The organism is Sphingomonas sp., assembly GCF_019749955.1.
Classification (GTDB): Bacteria; Pseudomonadota; Alphaproteobacteria; order Sphingomonadales; family Sphingomonadaceae; genus Sphingomonas.
Genome location: NZ_JAIEPC010000071.1, coordinates 23,253 through 41,869, shown reverse-complemented (window position 1 = coordinate 41,869; position 18,617 = coordinate 23,253). Strand labels below are relative to the sequence as shown.

The 18,617-nt window shown below is 63.5% G+C and carries 16 protein-coding genes and 1 tRNA gene; 8 read left to right on the top strand and 9 right to left on the bottom strand.

Features of this window, described 5'->3' with window-relative positions:
* Positions 1-753: hypothetical protein (locus K2W81_RS13210; RefSeq protein WP_294105039.1), on the bottom strand; the 753-nt coding region annotated here is incomplete at its 3' end.
* 412 nt (positions 754-1,165) lie between these two features.
* Between K2W81_RS13210 and K2W81_RS13205 the strand changes: the two genes are divergently transcribed.
* The 3 genes from K2W81_RS13205 to K2W81_RS13195 all read left to right on the top strand — a co-directional run bounded on the left by K2W81_RS13205 (position 1,166) and on the right by K2W81_RS13195 (position 5,089).
* Positions 1,166-2,473, top strand: a complete 1,308-nt coding sequence (locus K2W81_RS13205) for a hypothetical protein (RefSeq protein WP_294105037.1) — start codon at positions 1,166-1,168, stop codon at positions 2,471-2,473.
* 2 nt (positions 2,474-2,475) lie between these two features.
* Positions 2,476-3,753, top strand: coding sequence for a hypothetical protein (locus tag K2W81_RS13200; protein ID WP_294105035.1), 1,278 nt, complete (start codon positions 2,476-2,478; stop codon positions 3,751-3,753).
* Positions 3,754-3,814: 61 nt separating this feature from the next.
* Positions 3,815-5,089, top strand: a complete 1,275-nt coding sequence (locus tag K2W81_RS13195; protein WP_294105033.1) for a YiiX/YebB-like N1pC/P60 family cysteine hydrolase — start codon at positions 3,815-3,817, stop codon at positions 5,087-5,089.
* Between the two features lie 52 nt (positions 5,090-5,141).
* Here K2W81_RS13195 and K2W81_RS13190 read toward each other — a convergent pair whose 3' ends face one another.
* The 8 genes from K2W81_RS13190 to cysS all read right to left on the bottom strand — a co-directional run bounded on the left by K2W81_RS13190 (position 5,142) and on the right by cysS (position 14,610).
* Positions 5,142-7,355, bottom strand: coding sequence for a hypothetical protein (locus K2W81_RS13190; RefSeq protein ID WP_294105032.1), 2,214 nt, complete (start codon positions 7,353-7,355; stop codon positions 5,142-5,144).
* A 451-nt stretch (positions 7,356-7,806) separates the two neighbouring features.
* Positions 7,807-9,036, bottom strand: a complete 1,230-nt coding sequence (locus K2W81_RS13185) for an integrase arm-type DNA-binding domain-containing protein (RefSeq protein ID WP_294105028.1) — start codon at positions 9,034-9,036, stop codon at positions 7,807-7,809.
* A gap of 163 nt (positions 9,037-9,199) precedes the next feature.
* Positions 9,200-9,274 (bottom strand) — tRNA-Glu (locus K2W81_RS13180).
* Between the two features lie 43 nt (positions 9,275-9,317).
* On the bottom strand, positions 9,318-10,691 hold the full coding sequence (locus K2W81_RS13175) for a class II 3-deoxy-7-phosphoheptulonate synthase (RefSeq protein WP_294105026.1): 1,374 nt from the start codon (positions 10,689-10,691) through the stop codon (positions 9,318-9,320).
* Positions 10,692-10,748: 57 nt separating this feature from the next.
* A complete protein-coding gene (locus K2W81_RS13170; protein ID WP_294105024.1) occupies positions 10,749-11,684 on the bottom strand; it encodes a D-2-hydroxyacid dehydrogenase in 936 nt (311 codons plus the stop codon).
* The gene (locus tag K2W81_RS13165) at positions 11,681-12,622 is read right to left on the bottom strand and encodes a phytanoyl-CoA dioxygenase family protein (protein WP_294105022.1); all 942 of its coding nucleotides are present in this window, start codon (positions 12,620-12,622) and stop codon (positions 11,681-11,683) included. Before K2W81_RS13165 ends, K2W81_RS13170 begins: the two co-directional genes overlap by 4 nt.
* A 20-nt stretch (positions 12,623-12,642) precedes the next feature.
* Positions 12,643-13,113 carry a TM2 domain-containing protein gene (locus K2W81_RS13160; protein WP_294105019.1) on the bottom strand — a complete coding sequence of 157 codons (471 nt, stop codon included), beginning with the start codon at positions 13,111-13,113 and terminating at the stop codon, positions 12,643-12,645.
* Positions 13,114-13,179: 66 nt separating this feature from the next.
* Complete coding sequence (gene cysS / locus K2W81_RS13155; protein ID WP_294105017.1) at positions 13,180-14,610, bottom strand: cysteine--tRNA ligase; 1,431 nt, start codon at positions 14,608-14,610, stop codon at positions 13,180-13,182.
* 149 nt (positions 14,611-14,759) lie between these two features.
* Here cysS and rpsU point away from each other — a divergent pair, with 149 nt between their 5' ends.
* From rpsU to K2W81_RS13130, 5 genes are all read left to right on the top strand, one after another.
* Positions 14,760-14,966 (top strand): 30S ribosomal protein S21, encoded by a 207-nt coding sequence (rpsU, locus tag K2W81_RS13150; RefSeq protein ID WP_066647198.1) that lies wholly within the window; start codon positions 14,760-14,762, stop codon positions 14,964-14,966.
* A gap of 100 nt (positions 14,967-15,066) precedes the next feature.
* Entirely contained in the window at positions 15,067-15,687 is a 621-nt protein-coding gene (locus K2W81_RS13145) for an FKBP-type peptidyl-prolyl cis-trans isomerase (protein WP_294105008.1), read from the top strand.
* 155 nt (positions 15,688-15,842) lie between these two features.
* Positions 15,843-17,270, top strand: a complete 1,428-nt coding sequence (locus tag K2W81_RS13140; protein WP_294105006.1) for a cytochrome ubiquinol oxidase subunit I — start codon at positions 15,843-15,845, stop codon at positions 17,268-17,270.
* Positions 17,267-18,271, top strand: a complete 1,005-nt coding sequence (cydB, locus tag K2W81_RS13135; RefSeq protein WP_294105003.1) for a cytochrome d ubiquinol oxidase subunit II — start codon at positions 17,267-17,269, stop codon at positions 18,269-18,271. The genes K2W81_RS13140 and cydB overlap by 4 nt, the downstream gene beginning before the upstream one ends.
* Entirely contained in the window at positions 18,271-18,393 is a 123-nt protein-coding gene (locus K2W81_RS13130; RefSeq protein WP_294105002.1) for a DUF2474 family protein, read from the top strand. Before cydB ends, K2W81_RS13130 begins: the two co-directional genes overlap by 1 nt.
* Positions 18,394-18,617: the final 224 nt, after the last annotated feature.

Sequence of the window (18,617 nt, the reverse complement as noted above, 5' to 3'; positions counted from 1 at the left end):
CTCGCCGAAAGCTTCCTCAGCATGGTCCATATCGCCGCCGCCAGATACTGGCTCAAATTTGTCCACGCCGCCTAGGTTAGTATCCGCTTTCACTGCCGCTTCCAGTTCCGCGCGTAGCGCGCCGAGCTCGGCGTCCTTGATGCGCTCAATCCGATCGAGCTGCGCGGCTACGAGGGTTCGAAGCTGATGGGACACGTCGACTTTATGCTGGGCGCGCGTCGTCAGAATATTCGTCTGCTCCCGGACGCCGGTTTCAGTGCGCTGAAAGCTGAAAACGACAGCTTCGCGAACCAGCGGCGTGCCAAGCAATTTTTCCCCGGTCCCGTAGTGCGCGATTGCCTCACTTCTCAACTTCTGGATGCGCTTGTGCGTCGCGCGCAATGACGCCGGCACGTCGCTATCGTTCAACAACGCCATGCGATTGTTGCCGCCCTGCGCCGTGGCGCGGGCGTACAGAATGATGGCTTGGGAGAACAGTGCCCCGGTGATGGTCGCGTCATCCTCGCGAGAAAGTTTCTCCTTCGCGAGGTCGTTCCGATCCTGCATGCGCTCGATCACATTTAGGCAACGGCCACACTCGCGGAGATCCTCGCTGATCGTCCCCAATGCCGCTACCCGATCGACCAAACCGACAAATTTCAGGTGCCGGCGCTGCGGGCGGAGCCAATCGGCCAACGCTTTCAGATCCGTGCTGTGCATGACCTTCGATCTGATGCTTTCGCCATCGTGAGAACGCGGCACGATCCATACCATTCAGGGAGGTGGATTGGCGAATGAATTGGAAAGGGGAAAATGCCAGGTTCTTCAGGGACGGCCGACAGCCATCGTTTCGCACACTGCCGCAGGATTGCTGGATCGCACGCCGCCGACAGGTTCCGGCGCGAGCGGACGTTCGAGCGCCGGCCGCTGAATGGCGTAAGTTGGTCGGGAGCCGCCAGGCGGCTTCGCGCCTCAATGTTGGTCGTCTGCTGAAACTTCCCACCCTCCTACAAGCTGCCGTCGTTTTGATCGAGCTTGCCCGCTTCTCCGGTAGGGCATGGCGACTCGGCGGCAATTTTGCTGAACATCCCCCGCCGGCTATATCTTGCGCCGATCAGCTGCGGCGTGACGCCGTGCCCGACTTGCCAGCTTATTTGAGCGCGCAAAAAATCCTTGGGGGGCGAAGGTGACGGACGAGACTGTCAAAGTCCTGATCGTGCTGGTCCACGGGACCTGGAACCCCACCTCGCTTTGGCTCCAGCCAAGATCCCATTTCCGCAACCGGATAGCCGCCGCCCTGCGGAGCGAAGGAGTGAAGGAAGTCCGATTCTCAAGGCTGATCTGGAGCGGTGCCAACAATCACCAGGCGCGTGCCGCGGCGGGAGATGCACTGGCCGAGCGGCTGAAGTTTCTTCGATCGCGCTTCCCGACGCATCGCCTCATCGTGGTGGGGCATAGCCATGGAGGTAATGTCGCCCTGCGCGGTGCCCTTCTGCGTGACGCGGGCGGCCAGACGGTCGATGGCGTGGTAACGCTGGCCACGCCCTTCCTGGCCTTTGAGAAGGTGAATCCTGCGACCGCACTGCTGATCGCGGGGCTTCGCAATGCCGCCTGGATCGGGCTGACGCTGCTGCCGATCGCGGCGCTCGGTCTCGGCTTTTTCTGGCTGATCCATGCGACGATGCCCTGGCTGCTCGACCTGAAGCTGGGCATGCTGCGCTTCGGCCGGAATTGGCCGATCCAGCTTTGCGAGCTGACGCCGCTCTCGGCCCATTGCACCGCCATCCTGCACGGCACGCTGGCATCCTTCGAGGCCCTGTCGAGCTTCCTGCTGCTTGTCGGAATGCTGATCGTTGCCTTCGCCCAGGCACCTCGGACGATCGCGCGGCCGCGCGCTGCCTCTCGCAAGACGGCCATGGCGCTCGCCTGCTTCGACACGCGCCGGCAGGCGCCGGCCGTGCCGCTTTTCGTGCTCACCGCGCCGCTGGACGAACTGGTCCAGGTCCTTCTGGGCGCGCAGTGGTTGCACCGTACCGGTCTCTGGCTCGCGCGCAGCTTTGTTCTGATCGTGCTCGCGAGCGGCCTGGCGGCGGCGGGCATCGGCCTGTTCGCCTTGCTCTGGCGCCAGGAACAACTGCTGACGAATGCGGGCAGCTCAAGCTGGGATGTCGTCCTCCTGGCACTGCTCTGCTTCAGCGTCGCACCCCTGTTATTTGCCTTCGGCGCCGGGCTGGCGCTGGCGCTCGGCTTTCTGGCGGGACGGGCATTGCCCTTGGTCGATACGCGATCGGGATCCGCCAATCTCCATTGGGCGGCTCGGGCACGCCATCTGCCGTTCGCGAATACTCTGGTCAAGTCGAGGCGCTTCCGATTGGCCGAGCTACGCGGAGGCGGCTCCATGCTGCGGCATTCGCTGCTCTATGGGAGCGATCCGGCGATAGACGGGGTGGCTGCGTTCATTCTTTCCCTCCCGCCGCAGGTGCGTCCGGTATAGCGATGCGGGGGTTGCGGCGGGTCCGCTCCGGCACCAACTCGCCGATGCAGCCGCCATCCTGGGTGCGCTCCGGGAGACGGTGGAACATGATAGAGAAACAGGCCATCGCCTCCGGGTCGGATCGCGCGCGCTATGACGACCGGATCGTCTATCTGCCGCGGGTCGACTTGCTTCGCCCAGGAGACATCTTGCTGACGCGCAACGCGGAGGCGGAAAGGCGCCGCGACATGAAGCAATCCGACATCATCCAGCGGATGACGGGCGGGAGGTTCAGCCATGCACTGATTTGCTCCTCGCCGCCGGCCTTTATCGAAGCGGTCGGTTCGGGCGTCTCGATCCTGTCAATGGCGCGCAGCTTCACCCATGACGTCGAGAATGTCCGCCTGTTGCGCCTGCCCGACGCGGATATCGCCGCCAGGGCGGCCCAGCTTGCCCAGGACGAAGTCGGTCGCGACTATTCGGTCGCGCGCGCGGTCGGTTCGATCCTTCCGGTCGAGCTCGTCGAGCGTATGGTTCGCGATCATGGCACCTTCTGCTCCGCGCTGGTCGGACAGGCCTTTGCACGCGCCGGGGCGGCGCAGTTCGCCGCGACGCCGGCCGACCGGATCACGCCTGCGACGATCGAGAAACTGAAGGGGCTGGAGGACCTGACGGAAACGGTCTTTCGTCCTAAACTCGCCCCCAACAATCTCGAGGAAATGTCGGCACTTGACGGCGACCGGGCGCCGACGCTTTCTTCCGAGCAGACCCGGATCTCGGCGGATTGCGCCCGGAAGCTCTGGCCCCGCGCGACCGCGATCACCGAGGAGTATTCCGAGCTCGACCTGGAAGTGGTTCCCACCCTGTACGGGATCTTGCGGTTCGTGACCAAGGCCGTCGAGAACCGGGACGATATCGGTGGGAATCGGCATACAGGCTTCGATCAGGCGCTTGCCGAGCTCGATTGCGAACTCGCCGCCTTCATACGCGCGAGCCGGTTGAGCGCATTGTTCCGCGATATCAGCGCGCATGACGACGCGATCCTCCAGCGCAACCTGAGAGAATCCTTTCAGGTCCGCCCCGATATCGACGTCGAAGCGATGCGCGCCTTTCTGGTCGCCGGGCGTGCCATGTACGAGGCTCGTAGCCAGTCGGTGCAGAACTGGCAGGATTGGGGCCTCGAACGCTCGGCGGCGATGGCTGCCTGGGCCGAGATCGATCAGGTGGCGGCGAACGCGACGCGCCTGCGCAACCTCGTGGTCGAGGAGGTCTTGGTGCGCCTGGGAATACCGCTCCCCTAGGAATGGTTCGAGCGCATCGCGAATATTGCGAGCCTCGATGGGCACGCTGTAATCTTGCGCGATGAAGACCAAGATGAAACGGATCCGCGTGGACGCGCTGAGGCCCGGGGACATTGTCCTCACCGCGCGGCGAACAGCGAGCGGCAAGGGCGTCCGGCTGTCCACGGCGGGCACGGTGTCCCACGCGATGATCTGCGTCCAGCAGGGCTCGATCATCGACTCCACCTCTGACGGGGTGCAGGCGCGCAACGTCCAGCGCGAATTCTTCTGGCCCGCCGATCAGGTCCATGCCTTTCGGTTGAAGGAGCCCCTGGACGAAGCGACCCTCTTGCGGCTGGTGGAGTATACCCGCTCGCAGATCGGCACGCGCTATTCGCTGCGGGAGGCCGCGCGCAGCGTCACCGGCGGTGCCAGGCCACGCGGGAAGCGACAATTCTGCTCTCGCCTCGTCGCGCTGGCCTATGCCTATATCGGCATCCATCTCGTCGCGGACGAGGATTACTGCACGCCCGAGGAGTTGCGGCGCAGTCCCTTGCTCGATCAGCTCGAGGACCCGACCGAGACGGTTTCGGCCGAGGAAGTAGCATTCTGGCGCGATCGTCCCGATCCGATCAAGCGGACCCATGACAGCCAGACCCGGATCTTGCGGGTTGCCCGCAAGTTCGACGCGACGATCGAGAATTTCGAAGGCTTGCCCAGGCTGGTGCGCGAACGCCCGGATGCGGACGCCGCCATTGCCGAGGTGCTTATGTCGTCAGGCTATCTGCGGATCTGGGACATGGAGCTCAAGGCAAATCCCTGGCGTTTCGATCTCGAGATCATGGAATCGCTGGCGACCCCGGATCGCGTCGGGGAAGTTCGGGACTATTGCGGTACGACGATCGCGGAGGCCTATTCCGGTGGGCACCGCTTTGCCGTCGTGCTGGGGGCGCATCGCGCGGAATTCCAGATATGGCCGCGCACTTCGACCGCATTGCTGATCGCCTTGTACGAGCGCCTGGTCCGCGACGATCAGCGGCGGCGCGAAACCGCCCTGCGCTGGCTGCAGCGCCATTTTCCGGATGACGCGGTGAAGCGGCTCGAGCGGGTCGAGCCGCACTCGGCCCTGTGGTTCCACTATGTGGACCGGGTCGAGCCTGCGCTGGGGGAGGCCGCGCGACGCGCGATCGCAAGCGAGGGTGCATTGCAAGTGTGTTCGAGCTGCGGCGACCTGCCACGCGACTATCGGCTAATCAATGCCGCAGACGCCATGCCGGGCGTGCCGTCGCTGCGCCTCTGCGACGACTGCGTCGCGATCCGCCGTGCGATGGGCGAAGCGCTTGTGCTCTTGCCTTGACCGTAACGGATGCACGCTGGCCGAGGCGGGCATATCGCCTGGTGGAGCCAGGTCAGTGACCACCCAGTCCGAGCGGCAAGCCTATCCAGCTTGCTTCGAGCGATCCCAGCTTGCAGCCGCCGGTTTCCGCCGGGCTGGTCGCGCCGATCAGCGCCGCTATCGCGTCGGCGATTTCGCGCTGACAGAGCTGGTTCTGGTCGAAATGGGCACGTAGCGCCTGCAAGCGCGCGGCCTCTGCCGGCTTCAGCCAGGGGCCGACTGCCTGGAGCGAATCATCGATCGCGACCCGCGAGCTGCCCGACAAAGCCCAGCTCATCGCTGTTTGCCTGCCTTCCAGAATAGGGCCGAGATTGAAGAAAGCCCGATAGGTCGCCGGCAGGCCGATGGCCCGCGCGCCCGACAGTCGCTTGGCGCCGAGCACGCCGCGCGAGGTGCGGGTCATCAGAAAGGCCTGCAGCACCGAGGTGAAGCCGGTGCCCGCCTGGAAGCGGGTCGCGTCGGGCAAAGCGACTCCAAGCGTGATGCGGGCAGTTCCCGCCGGGTCCATCCCGTTGGGATATCGGGCCAGATCTGCCTTGGTGGCCGGATTGCCGAACGCGGCGTCGTCATTGTTGATCTCGATGATCAGGATCGGGCGGCTCGGCGCGACGGTCGAGCGCAGGTAGCGTGCGACGTCGTAAATGGTCTCCAGGCCGCCATTCTCGAAATAGCCGCCATCGACGATATGGTAGCTGCCTCCCTTCGGATAGGGGATCGTGCCCGCCGGACTGACAAGCGGAAAGCGCGCCGAATTCAGCACCGCGGTCGAAGTCGAGACCGAAGAGCCCATCAGGTCGAAGAAGTCATGGCTGTCCTCGAAGATGTTCGCGTCGATCCAGACCGGCGCGGTGATGACTCGCTTTCCATTCTCGACCAGCGTTCCGTTGGCCAGGACGAGGGGTACCCATGGCCCGTTGCCCTGTAGCGAATTTTCCCAGATGCGGCGGAAATCGCCGGAGAAGCGGTCGGGATTGCTATGGTCCTTGCAGCCGCGTTCCTCCTTGACCGCGGACGACCAGCCATATTCGAAGCCTTCCTCAAGGCTGTGCGCCCGGTCCTGGAAGAGCGGGAATGGAACGAATTTCTGGACCAGATCGGGATAGAGCAGCCCGGCGATCGCGGGCGAGAGATAGTCGCCGCCGGCAAAGGCCTGGTCGAACTTCAGCCTTTGTTCGTGCGAATAGGCGCAGTGCCCGGTTCCCATCGGGTGGTCCGCGACCCAGGCCGCATAGCCGAATGCTCCAAGCGTGCCGCCGGACACCGAGCTGATCGCGAAGACGTGGCGCGCGAAATTGCCGTTCGTGCGGTCGTCCAACGCACGCAATACCGTCGAGGTCCAATAGCCTGCCCGGGAAGCGCCGCCGGCGGTTGCCACCAGGATGATCGGACCATCATAGTCGCGATTGGCGGCCTGCCATTTTGCATAGGCTTCGAAAAGGCTCGGGCGCGGCGCTTGCAGGGGTGCGGCGGCTGGCCGGATTCCATGATTGTCGTTGATCATGCTGAAGAGCAGCAGGAGGATCAAGCCGATCGTGAAGATCGGCAGCCGGACGCCCGAGACGAAGAAGGCCAGCGCGCTGATCGTCGCGATGATCGAGCCGATCGCTCCAAAGGCGATCGCGCCCGAACCGACAAGATTGGCGAATAGCGTGCGTGCGTCTGGAAGCGCGAAGATCAGCAGCATCAGGAGAGATAGCCCGAAGGTAGTGACGATGAACGCGTCATCGCCTCGGGTGAGACCGATATCTGACCGCGATCCGGTGCGCAGCAGGAACGGGCCGAAGATGAGTGAGCGGTTTCGGAACCAGCGATTGTCCCGCATCCGCTCCACCAGCGTGCGCCGTCGCACGAAGAAGAGAAGCATCACGATCGCCGTCAGGACGAAGAGCAGCAGGGCGATCCAGACGTTCCGGGGGTGCGATGCGCCCAGCTCGATGATCGCGCGAATGGCGGTTAGGATCGGTGCCAGCCCGAGGATGCGGCGGACCCACAGGAACCAGCCAGGTTCGGCATCGTCATGCCGCGTCCTGGTGAGAAGATGCGGCCAGTACCAGGCGATCAGCCCGCTCCAGATACAGGTGCCGAGGAGGCAGGCCCATTTGAAATAGGAAGCGACGGCCGGCCAGGACCAGATGCCTTCGGAAGGGCCCCGGATGTAGAGGTTCGACGAGTCGACCAGGCTGCGCACGACGTCCTTGCCCTGGGGCAGGCTCAGGACGAGTGCCACCAGCAGGACCGGCACCAGGCTGATGCGTGCATCGAGAAGTCTCAGCCATGTAGACCGAATCGAGGCGGCGGCCTGTCTAACGCGGAGAGCGCAGTCCCATGTCTTCGGTTCGCTCGCCATATCCGTTTCTGTTCCACTACCTCTAACCGTTAAGGATTTGAAGTTGCCGCTCTCCGAGTGCCATCCCAGGTAAGAGGGAAGCGTAATAACCTAACTTAATTCACGACGTTGCAAAAGTGTATTGCGCCAATACAGCGTAACTACTTTAATAAGATGTTTTGTCGGTCACGATTTTGATTGGTCTTTGCGGAAGGGCGCAGCGACGAGAGGAATATGCGTGTCCACGGATAGGGGGTCAACGGGGATCAACGGCAGATGGCAGCTATCGAACTTACTGCGCCAAGAGCCGAACGTCGGCTCGCGGCCCATGTACGGCCATAGGCCGCCTCGGTTATTGCCCCTCGGCCTTCGCGAACTTTGCTGTGAGCACTTTTGCGCCATCGCGGAGAAAATCGAGATGGTCGGACCAGTGCTGCATCATGCGCACGCGTTCGTCCCAATACTCGCCGCGGGTATAGGCACGACGCACCGCATTGTTGTCGCAATGCGCCAGCTGCCGCTCGATCGCATCGGCATGCCATAGCCCCATTTCGTTCAGCAGCGTTGCGGCCATCGCCCGAAAACCATGCCCGGTCATTTCGTCCTGAGCATAACCCAAGCGGCGAAGGGCAGCGTTGATGGTGTTTTCCGACATCGCTCGCTCGGTCGATCGGCGCGAGGGAAACAGGAACGAACTGTAATCGGCATCGTGCTCGATCGAGGCAATGAGCCTGAGCGCTTGATGGGAGAGCGGGACGATATGCGCTCGCCGCATCTTGGTCTTGTGCGGCGGAATCGTCCAAATCGCTTTGTCGAGATCAAAGTCGGCCCATTCGGCAAAGCGCAGTTCGCCCGGTCGGACAAAGACATGCGGTAAGAGCCGAAGCGCCACCAGGGTATTCGCATGCCCCTCGAACGCATCGATCGCGCGGAGAAGCTCGCCTGCTGCCTTGGGCGTGGTGACGGCGGCCCGATGGACGGGCTTTGGAACGATCAGTGCGCCACGGAGGTCTGCCGCCACATCACGCTCGGCGCGCGCCGTAGCGATCGCATAGCGAAATATCTGTGAGCAGGTGCTGCGGAGCCGCTTGGCGGTCTCATAGCGTTCCTTGCCTTCCATTTTTCGCAGCATCACCAGCAGCTCTTGCGCCGAGATGGACGCGATCGGGCGTTTGCCGATCGACGCGTTGATGAAGCCGAGCAGCCAGCGCAGCTTCTTCATCGTGACCGCCGAACGGCCTTCCTTCTCGATCTTGAGCAGCCACTCATCGGCGACCGCCTGGAAGCTGTTGGACGCAGCCACCGACGCCGCGATACGGTCGAGCTTGATCCGCTCTGCGGGATCATCACCCCGCGCCAATACTCTCCGCGCGGCGTCGCGCTCGGCGCGCGCTTCGGCGAGCCCCGTCTCCGGCCAGACACCGAACGCCAGCGTCCTCTGCTTGCCGAGATGGCGATAATTCATCCGCCAATAGCGTCCGCCAGACGGAGTCACGAGCAGGTAGAGCCCGTCGCCATCGCCAAGCTTGTACGCCTTGTCGCGACCCTTCGCCGCTTTGATCGCCACGACCGACAACGTCATGATGGTATCTCCCATCTGGACGACCGGCAAATGCCATCAAAAATACCATCAGATTGCTGGTATGCAGTGATATTTGGCCGATCCAACTGGGATGACTATACCACGAAAAACCCTAGAAAACAGCCATTTACGGCACATTCTGGGATGCCTTGGGAAGGCATTTTGGTGACCCCTACGGGAATCGAACCCGTGTTTTAGCCGTGAGAGGGCCACGTCCTAACCGCTAGACGAAGGGGCCGAGCGCGGTCGAAGGCGCGATCTAGGGCCGCGCCTGCATGCCGTCAAGCCGCGACGCGCCGCCGTTCGGTCATCTCGACGTTGAGCATTTCGGCGAGCAGAAACGCCAGCTCAAGGCTTTGCCCGGCGTTGAGGCGCGGGTCGCAGTGGGTGTGGTAGCGATCGGCCAGGTCCATCTGCGTCACGTCCATCGCGCCGCCGGTGCACTCGGTGACGTTCTGGCCGGTCATTTCGACATGGATGCCACCCGCAATCGATCCCTCGGCGCGGTGAACCGCGAAGAAGCCGCGCACTTCGGCGAGGATGCGGTCGAACGGGCGCGTCTTATAGCCATTGTTGGTCTTGATGACATTGCCGTGCATCGGATCGCAGCTCCACACCACCGGATGCCCCTCGCGCGCCACCGCGCGGATCAGCTTGGGCAGGCCGCTCTCGATCTTGTCATGGCCATAGCGCGTGATCAGCGTCATCCGCCCCGCGACGCGGCCCGGGTTGAGCGTGTCGAGTAGCCGCAGCAGCGCATCAGGCTCAAGGCTCGGCCCGCATTTCATGCCGATTGGGTTGCCGACACCGCGCAGGAATTCGACATGCGCCGATCCCTCAAAGCGGGTACGGTCGCCGATCCACAGCATGTGCGCCGACGTGTCATACCAGTCGCCGGTCAGCGAATCCTGCCGCGTCATTGCTTGCTCATAAGGCAGCAGCAGCGCTTCATGGCTGGTGTAGAAGGTGGTGCCCTTCAGCTGCGGCACGGTGTCAGGATTAATCCCGCAGGCTTCCATAAACTCGAGCGCTTCGCCGATGCGGTCGGCGACATCGGCGAATTTCTTGGCCCAGGGGCTGCGGCCCATGAAGTCGTGCGTCCAGCGGTGGACTTGGTGGAGGTTAGCATAGCCGCCGCTGGCGAAGGCGCGCAGCAGGTTGAGCGTCGCCGCCGACTGGGCATAGCCCTGAATCATCCGCTGCGGATCGGGCGTGCGGCCTTCGGGGGTGAAAGCGATGTCGTTGACATTGTCGCCGCGGTAGCTCGGCAGTTCGACGCCATTCTGGACTTCGGTATCAGTCGAGCGCGGCTTGGCGAATTGCCCCGCCATCCGCCCGAGCTTCACCGTCGGCAGCTTCGACGCGAAGGTGAGGACGACTGCCATTTGGAGCAGCACGCGGAAGGTGTCGCGGATGTTGTTGGGGTGGAATTCGGCGAAGCTTTCGGCGCAATCGCCGCCTTGCAACAGGAAGGCCTTGCCGTTCGCGACGCGCGCCAGATCGGCGGTCAGGTCACGCGCTTCGCCGGCAAACACCAGCGGCGGATAATTGCGCAGCGTCGCCGTGGCCGCCGTCAGTGCGGCGGGATCGGGATAGCTTGGCAGCTGGCGCGCTTCATGCGCGGTCCAGCTTTCGGGGGCCCAGTTGGTGGCCATTGTCGCGTCCAGTCATTCAAAAAATCGGCAATCCCATGCGCCCAATCTCAGAAGGCTTCAATAGCCAGCGTCTAGATCGACGACGTTAGTCATCGGCGCGCCCGCCATGAAAGCCGCAAGATTTTGCAGGAACAGTGCGGTCGCGCGCTGGAACATCTTGGTCTGGCTGCGGCCCGACAGATGCATCGTGTGGATGCTGTTGGGGGCGCTCCACAGCGGATGTTCGGGCGGCAGCGGCTCGGGGGTGACGACGTCGAGGAAGGCGCCTGCGATGCGGCGCTTGGTCAGCGCTTCGATCAACGCATCCTGATCGACCATGTCGCCGCGCGCGATGTTGATCAGCCAGGCGCTGGGCTTCATCGCGGCAAGCTCCGCCGCGCCGATCAGCGCCTTGGTCTCGCTGGTCGAGGGTGCGGCGAGGATTACCCAGTCGAAGTCGGCGATCTGCGTGGGCCATTGATCAGGGGTGAGCGTGTCGTCGCGCCCCGATCGGGTGACGCCCGTCACTTCGACTCCAAACGCGCGCAGCCGGTCGCCGATCAGCGTGCCGATCGCGCCCATGCCGATGATGAGCGCGCGGGTTTCGAACAGCTCGACCTGGCCCGGCGCCGAGATCGTCCATTCGTGGCGATCGGCGATCCGCACGACTTCGTCGAAGCGCTTGGCGGCGACGAGTACCCCCATCACCGCATATTCGGCGACCGCAATCGCGTTGATGCCGACGCCGTTGGTCAGGATCGTCCCGCGCTCTTTGAGCAGTGGCAGCGGGAAGGCGTCGAGCCCCGCGTAGATGGTGCTCACCCATTTGAGCTTCTCGCCCGCCGCGACCGCTTCGCCGGTCCACGCGGGGCGCTGCATGTCGACCCAGGCAATATCGGCATCGACGACCTGCGCCAGCGCTTCTTCGTGATTGGCGAACCACGCGACCTCAAGCCCAGCGGGCAGTTGCGGCTCGATCAGCGGGCGGGCGAGTGCCGGGAGGACAGCCTTCACGCGGCCACCGACTCAAGCGCGCGACGGTACGCGGTCATGTCCCAATCGGGCCAGCGCGCTTGCGTGCGCTCGATCGTCGTCGGCGTCCAGAAGCGGTCGCCGGGGAGCGGAATGCCGAGGCAGGCGAGTTGTTCGGGCGCTGCATGGCCGATCAGCTTCTTCCAAGGGCGCATGAAGTGGAGCGGCCAGGCGATGCGGCCGATCATGTCGTTGCCCGCCGCCTTGTAGCTTGCGGTGATCGTATAGCGGTGCCCGCCGGGGCGCGTCAGGTTGGTGCCGCGGTGGTAGACGTCGATCCCGTAAGCGAAGATCGACCCCGCCGGGGCCGCGCCCGATCGCTCGCGTGCTTTCAAGGCTAGCTGCACGTCATCGGCACCCGTAGCCGCCTGCGGCAAAGCAGCGTGCCCGCTGCCGACGATCAGCGCCGCATCGGGGGCGGCGACATAGTGGATCGCGCCAAGATCGTCGGTGACATCGGTGACGTAGATCATGAAGTTGATAGTGCGCTCGGCCGCATCGTCGCCGGGGACGGTCAGCGTGTGGTTGGCGAAATCGCAGTGGAACGGCTGGTCATAATCGGCATCGCCGGTGAACTTGGCCCAGGCGTCGCATTGGTAGAGGTGGACATGATCGACTCCCAGCGCTGCCTTGGCAAAGGCGATCAGCTTTGCGTCGAGGCCGATCAAGTTGATCGCGGGAGATGCGGCAAAGGGCAGTTGCTCCTGATTGAGGAACTGCGCGGCGTCGAACGCGCCAATTCCCCCCTTGGACTTGCGATCGATTGCGTTGCCGCGCTGGCCGCGCCCGTCGAACAAGGCATCGCAATCGGCGCGGACGGGCGCGATCTCGTCTTCGCTGAAGAAGCGATCGAGGATGACCGCGCCGTCGCGGTGCCAGATGGTGAGATCGTCGCGCGTTGCCGCTGTGCTGTCGTCCATCGGCCTTGCGCTTCCTTCAATCAGAACCAGGCGCGGTCGCCCTGGACATAGCGCCGCTCAAACTCGTCGTCGGGCGTCACCAGATAGATGATGAACTCGATGAAAGCGATCACGCTGACGATGATCGTCGGGATGAACAACAGGATGATCCCGAACAGCGTGCTGCACAGCATGATGATGCCGGCCGTGTTCTTGCCCAAATAGAATTTGTGGATGCCGAGCCCGCCGAGGAAAAAGGCGAGCAGTGCGGCTACGATCTTGTTCTTGTCACCTGACATCGCGGCTCCCCCTGCTACCCGATAGATGGAGACGGCATGGCCGCCTTCGATTTGGAAGTCGACCGCTTGCCCGGGTGCCGGACGCAGATCGTCGCGCCAGTCAGCCCGCGTGAAGCGGTAGCGCTGCTGGTCCTCACCAGCGATGTCGCCGTCGCCGGTTGCCATATTGCCGTCGCCGGTTGCCATATTGTAGCCGAGTATCTTGCCGCGCATCGCTTGCCCCCGTCGCTTGTGTTTGACTGATCATGCCCAGCCCTCGCCGCAGGGCAAGCGAATCCGTCAGCTTAGGGTCGTTTTCCAGTCCCAGCCGAGCGGGTCGCCATCCATAACCTCGACCCTGGCGGCGGCGAGGTCGTCGCGGATGGTGTCGGAACGGGCGAAGTCCTTCGCGGCGCGCGCTTCCTTGCGCGCAGCGAGGCGCGCGTCGATGTCGGCTTCGTTGAGGGTGGCGGTGGCGGGACGGACGCGCAGGTCGGTGCGGGTCAGCGTGCCGAGTTCGAGACCCAGCACGGCGTCGAACACCAAGGCTGCCCGCAGGCGCACCGTTGGCGACAGCTTCTTGTCGGCCAGCAATTCGTCGAGCACCGGCAGCGCCTTGGGCGTGTTGAGATCGTCGCTGACGGCGGCGTCCAGCCGGTCGAGATAGGGCAGGGGGTCGCCCTTCTCGCTGCCATCGTCGCGGCTGCGCAGGCTCTCCAGCGCCATCACCAGCCGCTTTAGCCGCACCGATGCGGCCGCGAGATTGTCCCAAGTGAACTCGAGCTCGCTGCGATAATGCGCCTGCAGGCACATCAGGCGGTAGGCGAGCGGGTGGAAACCGGCATCGACCACCGTTTGCAGCCGCAGGAATTCGCCCGCCGACTTCGACATCTTGCCGCCGCGATCGACCAGGAAATTATTGTGCATCCAGATGCGCGCGCCTGTATCCGCGCAGCCGCAAAACGCCTGATTTTGGGCGATTTCATTGGGGTGGTGGATCTCACGGTGGTCGATCCCGCCGGTGTGGATGTCGAACGGATGGCCCAGATGCTGGAGGCTCATCACCGAGCATTCGAGGTGCCAGCCCGGCGCGCCTTTACCCCAAGGCGAGTCCCATTCCATCTGGCGCTGCTCACCCGGCGGTGACGTGCGCCAGATCGCGAAATCCTGCGGATGGCGCTTACCCGACACGGGATCGATCCGGCTTTCGCCGTCGTCGGTGGTGGCCCGCGCTAGGCTGCCGTAGTTCGGCACTTTCGACGTGTCGAAATAGAGCCCGCCGTCGATCTGGTAGCAATCGGCCACGATCTTCTTCGCAAAGTCGATCATCTGCGGGATGTGGTCGGTCGCGACGGTCCATTCGCTGACGGTGGTGATGTTGAGCCGGGCGACATCCTCTTTGAAGGCCGCCGTATAATGCGCGGCGATTTCCCAGATTGATTTCGCCTGCGCTGCCGCTGCCTTTTCCATCTTGTCGTCGCCGGCATCGGCGTCGCTCGTCAGATGACCGACATCGGTGATGTTGATGACGTGCTTGGTCGGATATCCTTTCCAGCGCAGCACGCGGCCGAGCGTATCGGCGAACAGGAACGCGCGCATGTTGCCGATGTGCTGATAGTTATAGACTGTCGGCCCGCAGGTGTAGACGCGCACGTCGTTCGCATCGATCGGCGTGAATGTCTCGATCGAGCGAGACAGGCTGTTGTAGAGCATCAGTGGGGCGGCGGTCATGGCGCCAGCGCATAGCGGGCGCGTGACGCGCTCGCAAATGGTGCGCGCGTGCTTGCCTTTTAGGACTTGGCTGCGTATGGGGCACCGCTTGCGGCGCGAACGAAGGTTCGTGGCGACCTAAATCTATCGATTCGGAGACTGTGCGGTTTATGCAAATCATCGTGCGCGACAATAACGTCGACCAGGCGCTGCGTGCCCTGAAGAAGAAGCTGCAGCGTGAAGGCGTCTATCGCGAGATGAAGCTGCGTCGGCACTATGAAAAGCCGTCGGAAAAGCGCGCGCGCGAGCGTGCTGCCGCTGTCCGTCGGGCCCGCAAGATGGACCGCAAGCGCGCCGAGCGCGACGGCGTCCGCTAAGCCTTTTCGGGCGGTATTCGCCCGCTAGAGACTGTCCGGCGGGCACCTCCCTGTCTGCGCCGGAACGACCGAATCAACGCCTTTTGCGGGTAGCCCAACAATGTCGACCACGACCGTGCCGATCAAACCGACCAATCGCAGCGTGCTCTACATGTTGTGGGCGGGTATTTTGATCGCGATTCTGGGTGGCATCGGGCTTGCGACGCTCACCCCCGGTGATCCGATCGTGTCGTTCCTGGCGAAGAACCGCCGCGCACCCGGCGTGGTCGAGACGGCATCGGGCCTGCAGTATAAGGTGATCAAGCCCGGCACTGGCACGGCGACGCCGACCAATGCCGATGTCGCGTTGATCAATTACGAAGGCAAGTTGTTGAACGGCGAGACGTTCGACAAGTCGCAACAGCCGACGCCGCTGCCCGTGAAGGGCGTCGTCCCCGGCTTCGGTGAGGCGCTGCGCCTGATGAAGAAGGGGGCGAGCTACCGCTTCTGGATCAAGCCGTCGCTCGGCTATGGCGCCAAGCCGCCCGAAGGCGCGCCCCCCCCCGAAGGCAAGGCCGCCGAACTCGCCAAGCAAGTGCTGGTGTTCGACGTCGACCTGATCGACTTCCTGCCTGAAACCGTTCTGCAGCAGCGGATGCAGCAAATGCAGCAACAGCAGCAGCTTCAGGGCGGTGCGCCCGGTGCCGGTGGCCCACCTCCCGGCACCATCCCCAACCCCTGATCCTGGTGGTCATCCGACCGCAGGATTGAACCCTGCGCGTCGTTTCGGATTAACATCGGTACCTTTTACCTGCACGCTGCGTTATCACGCCTGCACGCGCTGCACTTGTCCGCCTTCCCGGCGCGGTGCAGAGGCGGGGCCGAAAGGTACAGTGCATGTTCGAAGGGTTCGATCCCGTTATCCTCGCCAGGATACAATTCGGCTTTACCGTCAGTTTCCATTTCATTTTCCCGAGCTTTTCGATCGGGCTGGCGAGCTATCTTGCCGTCCTGGAAGGGCTGTGGCTGCGCACCGGCAAAGCGGTCTATCTCGATCTCTTCAATTTCTGGGTGAAGATCTTCGCGGTCGCCTTTGCGATGGGCGTCGTGTCGGGCATCGTCATGTCCTATCAGTTCGGGACCAACTGGTCGGTCTTTTCGGACAAGACCGGGCCGGTGCTCGGGCCGCTGATGGCCTATGAAGTGCTGACCGCCTTCTTCCTCGAAGCCGGTTTTCTGGGCGTGATGCTGTTCGGGCGCGAGAAGGTTGGACCGGGGCTGCATTTCGCCGCGACCTGCATGGTCGCCCTCGGCACGTTCATCTCGGCTTTCTGGATACTGTCGGCGAACAGCTGGATGCAGACGCCGACGGGCTATGCGGTCAATGCGCTCGGCCAGTTCGTGATGAAGGGGTCGTGGCTCGACGTTATCTTCAACCCCAGCTTCCCTTATCGGCTGATCCACACGGTGACGGGTGCCTATCTGACGACGGCGCTCGCCGTCGGCGGGGTGGGGGCGTGGCATTTGCTGCGCCAGCGCCGCGCGCCCGACGGCGCTTCGCCCGAAGCCGCGCGCATCATGTTTTCGATGGCGATGTGGATGGCGGCGATCGTCGCGCCGATTCAGATCATTGCGGGTGACGAACATGGCCTCAACACGCTCGCACACCAGCCCGCCAAGATCATGGCGATGGAGGGGCATTTTCAGAGCCATCCGAAGGGCGCGCCGCTGATCCTGTTCGGCTTGCCGAATCAGACCGAGCAACGCGTCGATTATGCAGTCGAAATTCCGAAACTGTCGTCGCTGATCCTGAAGCATGATGCCGATGCGCCGCTGGCCGGGCTCGATACGATCGCGCGCGACAAGCAACCGCCGGTTGCGATCGTTTTCTGGTCGTTCCGGGTGATGGTGGGGCTCGGCATGGCGATGCTCGGGCTGGGGCTGTGGAGCCTGCTCGCGCGGGCGCGGGGCAAGCTTTACGATTGGCCATGGCTGCACCGCGCGGGTGTGCTGATGTCCCCGGCCGGATTCGTCGCGGTCATTGCCGGGTGGATCACCACCGAAGTCGGCCGTCAGCCCTATACCGTCTATGGCCTGCTCGAGACGGCCAAGAGCGTGTCGCCACTCGCGGCACCCGCTGTCGGCGCATCGCTGGTCGCCTTTGTTGTCGTCTACTTCGCGGTGTTCGGCGTTGGCACCTGGTACATATTGAAGCTGATGGCCAAGGGCGTCCAAGCCCATGAGACCGAGCTGCAGGATGGCCCGATCCGGACAGCAGGCACCACGCCCGCGCCGCAAGTGCTGGCCGGGGGGACGGCGGCATGAACGTCAATCCCGAACTGGCCATGATCTGGGCCGGGCTGATCGCCTTTGCCGTCTTCGCTTATGTCGTGCTCGACGGGTTTGATCTGGGCATCGGCATCTTGTTCCCCGAATTTGCGGTCGGCGAGGAACGCGACCAGGCAATGAACGCCATCGCCCCGGTGTGGGACGGCAATGAGACGTGGCTGGTGCTCGGTGGGGGCGGGCTGTTTGCCGCTTTTCCGCTGGCTTATGCGATCGTGATGCCGGCCTTCTACCCGCCGATCATCGCGATGCTGCTCGGTCTGGTGTTCCGTGGCGTTGCGTTTGAATTTCGCTGGCGCGACCCGTCGCATCGCAAGTTCTGGGATTTCGCCTTTACCGCCGGATCGGCGACGGCGGCGCTGGCGCAGGGGATCATCCTCGGCGCGCTGCTGCAAGGCGTGACCGTTGCGGGGCGCGGCTATGGCGGTGGCTGGCTCGACTGGCTGACGCCTTTCTCGCTGCTGACGGGTGGCAGTGTGGTGGCGGGCTATGCCCTGCTCGGCGCGTGCTGGCTGATCGCCAAGACTGAGGGGCAGGCGCAAGCCCATGCCTATCGCCTCGCGCGCCGATATGGGGTGATCACTTTAGTGGCGATTATTGCGGTGAGCGCGGCGACGCCGTTTCTGTCGCACGGCTATGCCATGCGCTGGCTGGCGTTTCCGGGGGTGATCGTGACGGCGCAAGTGCCGCTGCTGGTAACGATTGCAGCCTTCCTGTTCTGGCGCGCGCTCGGGCGGCAAGCGCAATATGCGCCGTTCGTGCTGGCGCTCGGCATTTTTGCGCTGAGTTTTGTCGGGCTGGGCATCAGCATGTACCCGTTCATCATCCCGCCCGATGTCACCATCTGGGCAGCGGCAGCTCCCGCCGATAGCCAGGGCTTCATGCTGGTGGGGGCGGGGATCATGCTGCCGGTGATCCTTGGCTATACCGGCTGGGCCTATTGGGTGTTCCGCGGCAAGGTCGGGGCGGGGTATCATTGATGGCATCGGGGCCGTCATCCTGGCGCAATCGGATAGCATGGCTTCTGGCGATCTGGACGATGAGCGTGACCGCGCTCTTCCTGTTGGCCGGCGTGCTACGTATGTGGCTGACAGAATCATAAATTAAAACTCGGCGCGGTAACGTTTTCGATTCAGCCAAAAATCGATTTCGGTGGAATCGATGGTCGCGTATAAGGCTGCGATGGACGGCGAGATAGTGGCTCGACTCTTCTTCGCACATGCAATAACGCCCCGGTGAGGGCTCAGAGAATGACGTAGCGTTCGTGCCGGTTTCGATAGGTGCGCATCGCAAAATTGGTTTGTCGGCTGTGGCTTCAGGCCAGGG

Bases quoted from the DNA above. Each gene is read 5' to 3' on its own strand.
- K2W81_RS13200 (WP_294105035.1), top strand. From the start codon at position 2,476: ATGCGGGGGTTGCGGCGGGTCCGCTCCGGCACCAACTCGCCGATGCAG.
- K2W81_RS13195 (WP_294105033.1), top strand. From the start codon at position 3,815: ATGAAGACCAAGATGAAACGGATCCGCGTGGACGCGCTGAGGCCCGGG.
- K2W81_RS13185 (WP_294105028.1), bottom strand. From the start codon at position 9,036: ATGACGTTGTCGGTCGTGGCGATCAAAGCGGCGAAGGGTCGCGACAAG.
- K2W81_RS13175 (WP_294105026.1), bottom strand. From the start codon at position 10,691: ATGGCCACCAACTGGGCCCCCGAAAGCTGGACCGCGCATGAAGCGCGC.
- K2W81_RS13165 (WP_294105022.1), bottom strand. From the start codon at position 12,622: ATGGACGACAGCACAGCGGCAACGCGCGACGATCTCACCATCTGGCAC.
- K2W81_RS13160 (WP_294105019.1), bottom strand. From the start codon at position 13,113: ATGCGCGGCAAGATACTCGGCTACAATATGGCAACCGGCGACGGCAAT.
- cysS (WP_294105017.1), bottom strand. From the start codon at position 14,610: ATGACCGCCGCCCCACTGATGCTCTACAACAGCCTGTCTCGCTCGATC.
- rpsU (WP_066647198.1), top strand. From the start codon at position 14,760: ATGCAAATCATCGTGCGCGACAATAACGTCGACCAGGCGCTGCGTGCC.
- K2W81_RS13145 (WP_294105008.1), top strand. From the start codon at position 15,067: ATGTCGACCACGACCGTGCCGATCAAACCGACCAATCGCAGCGTGCTC.
- K2W81_RS13140 (WP_294105006.1), top strand. From the start codon at position 15,843: ATGTTCGAAGGGTTCGATCCCGTTATCCTCGCCAGGATACAATTCGGC.
- cydB (WP_294105003.1), top strand. From the start codon at position 17,267: ATGAACGTCAATCCCGAACTGGCCATGATCTGGGCCGGGCTGATCGCC.
- K2W81_RS13130 (WP_294105002.1), top strand. From the start codon at position 18,271: ATGGCATCGGGGCCGTCATCCTGGCGCAATCGGATAGCATGGCTTCTG.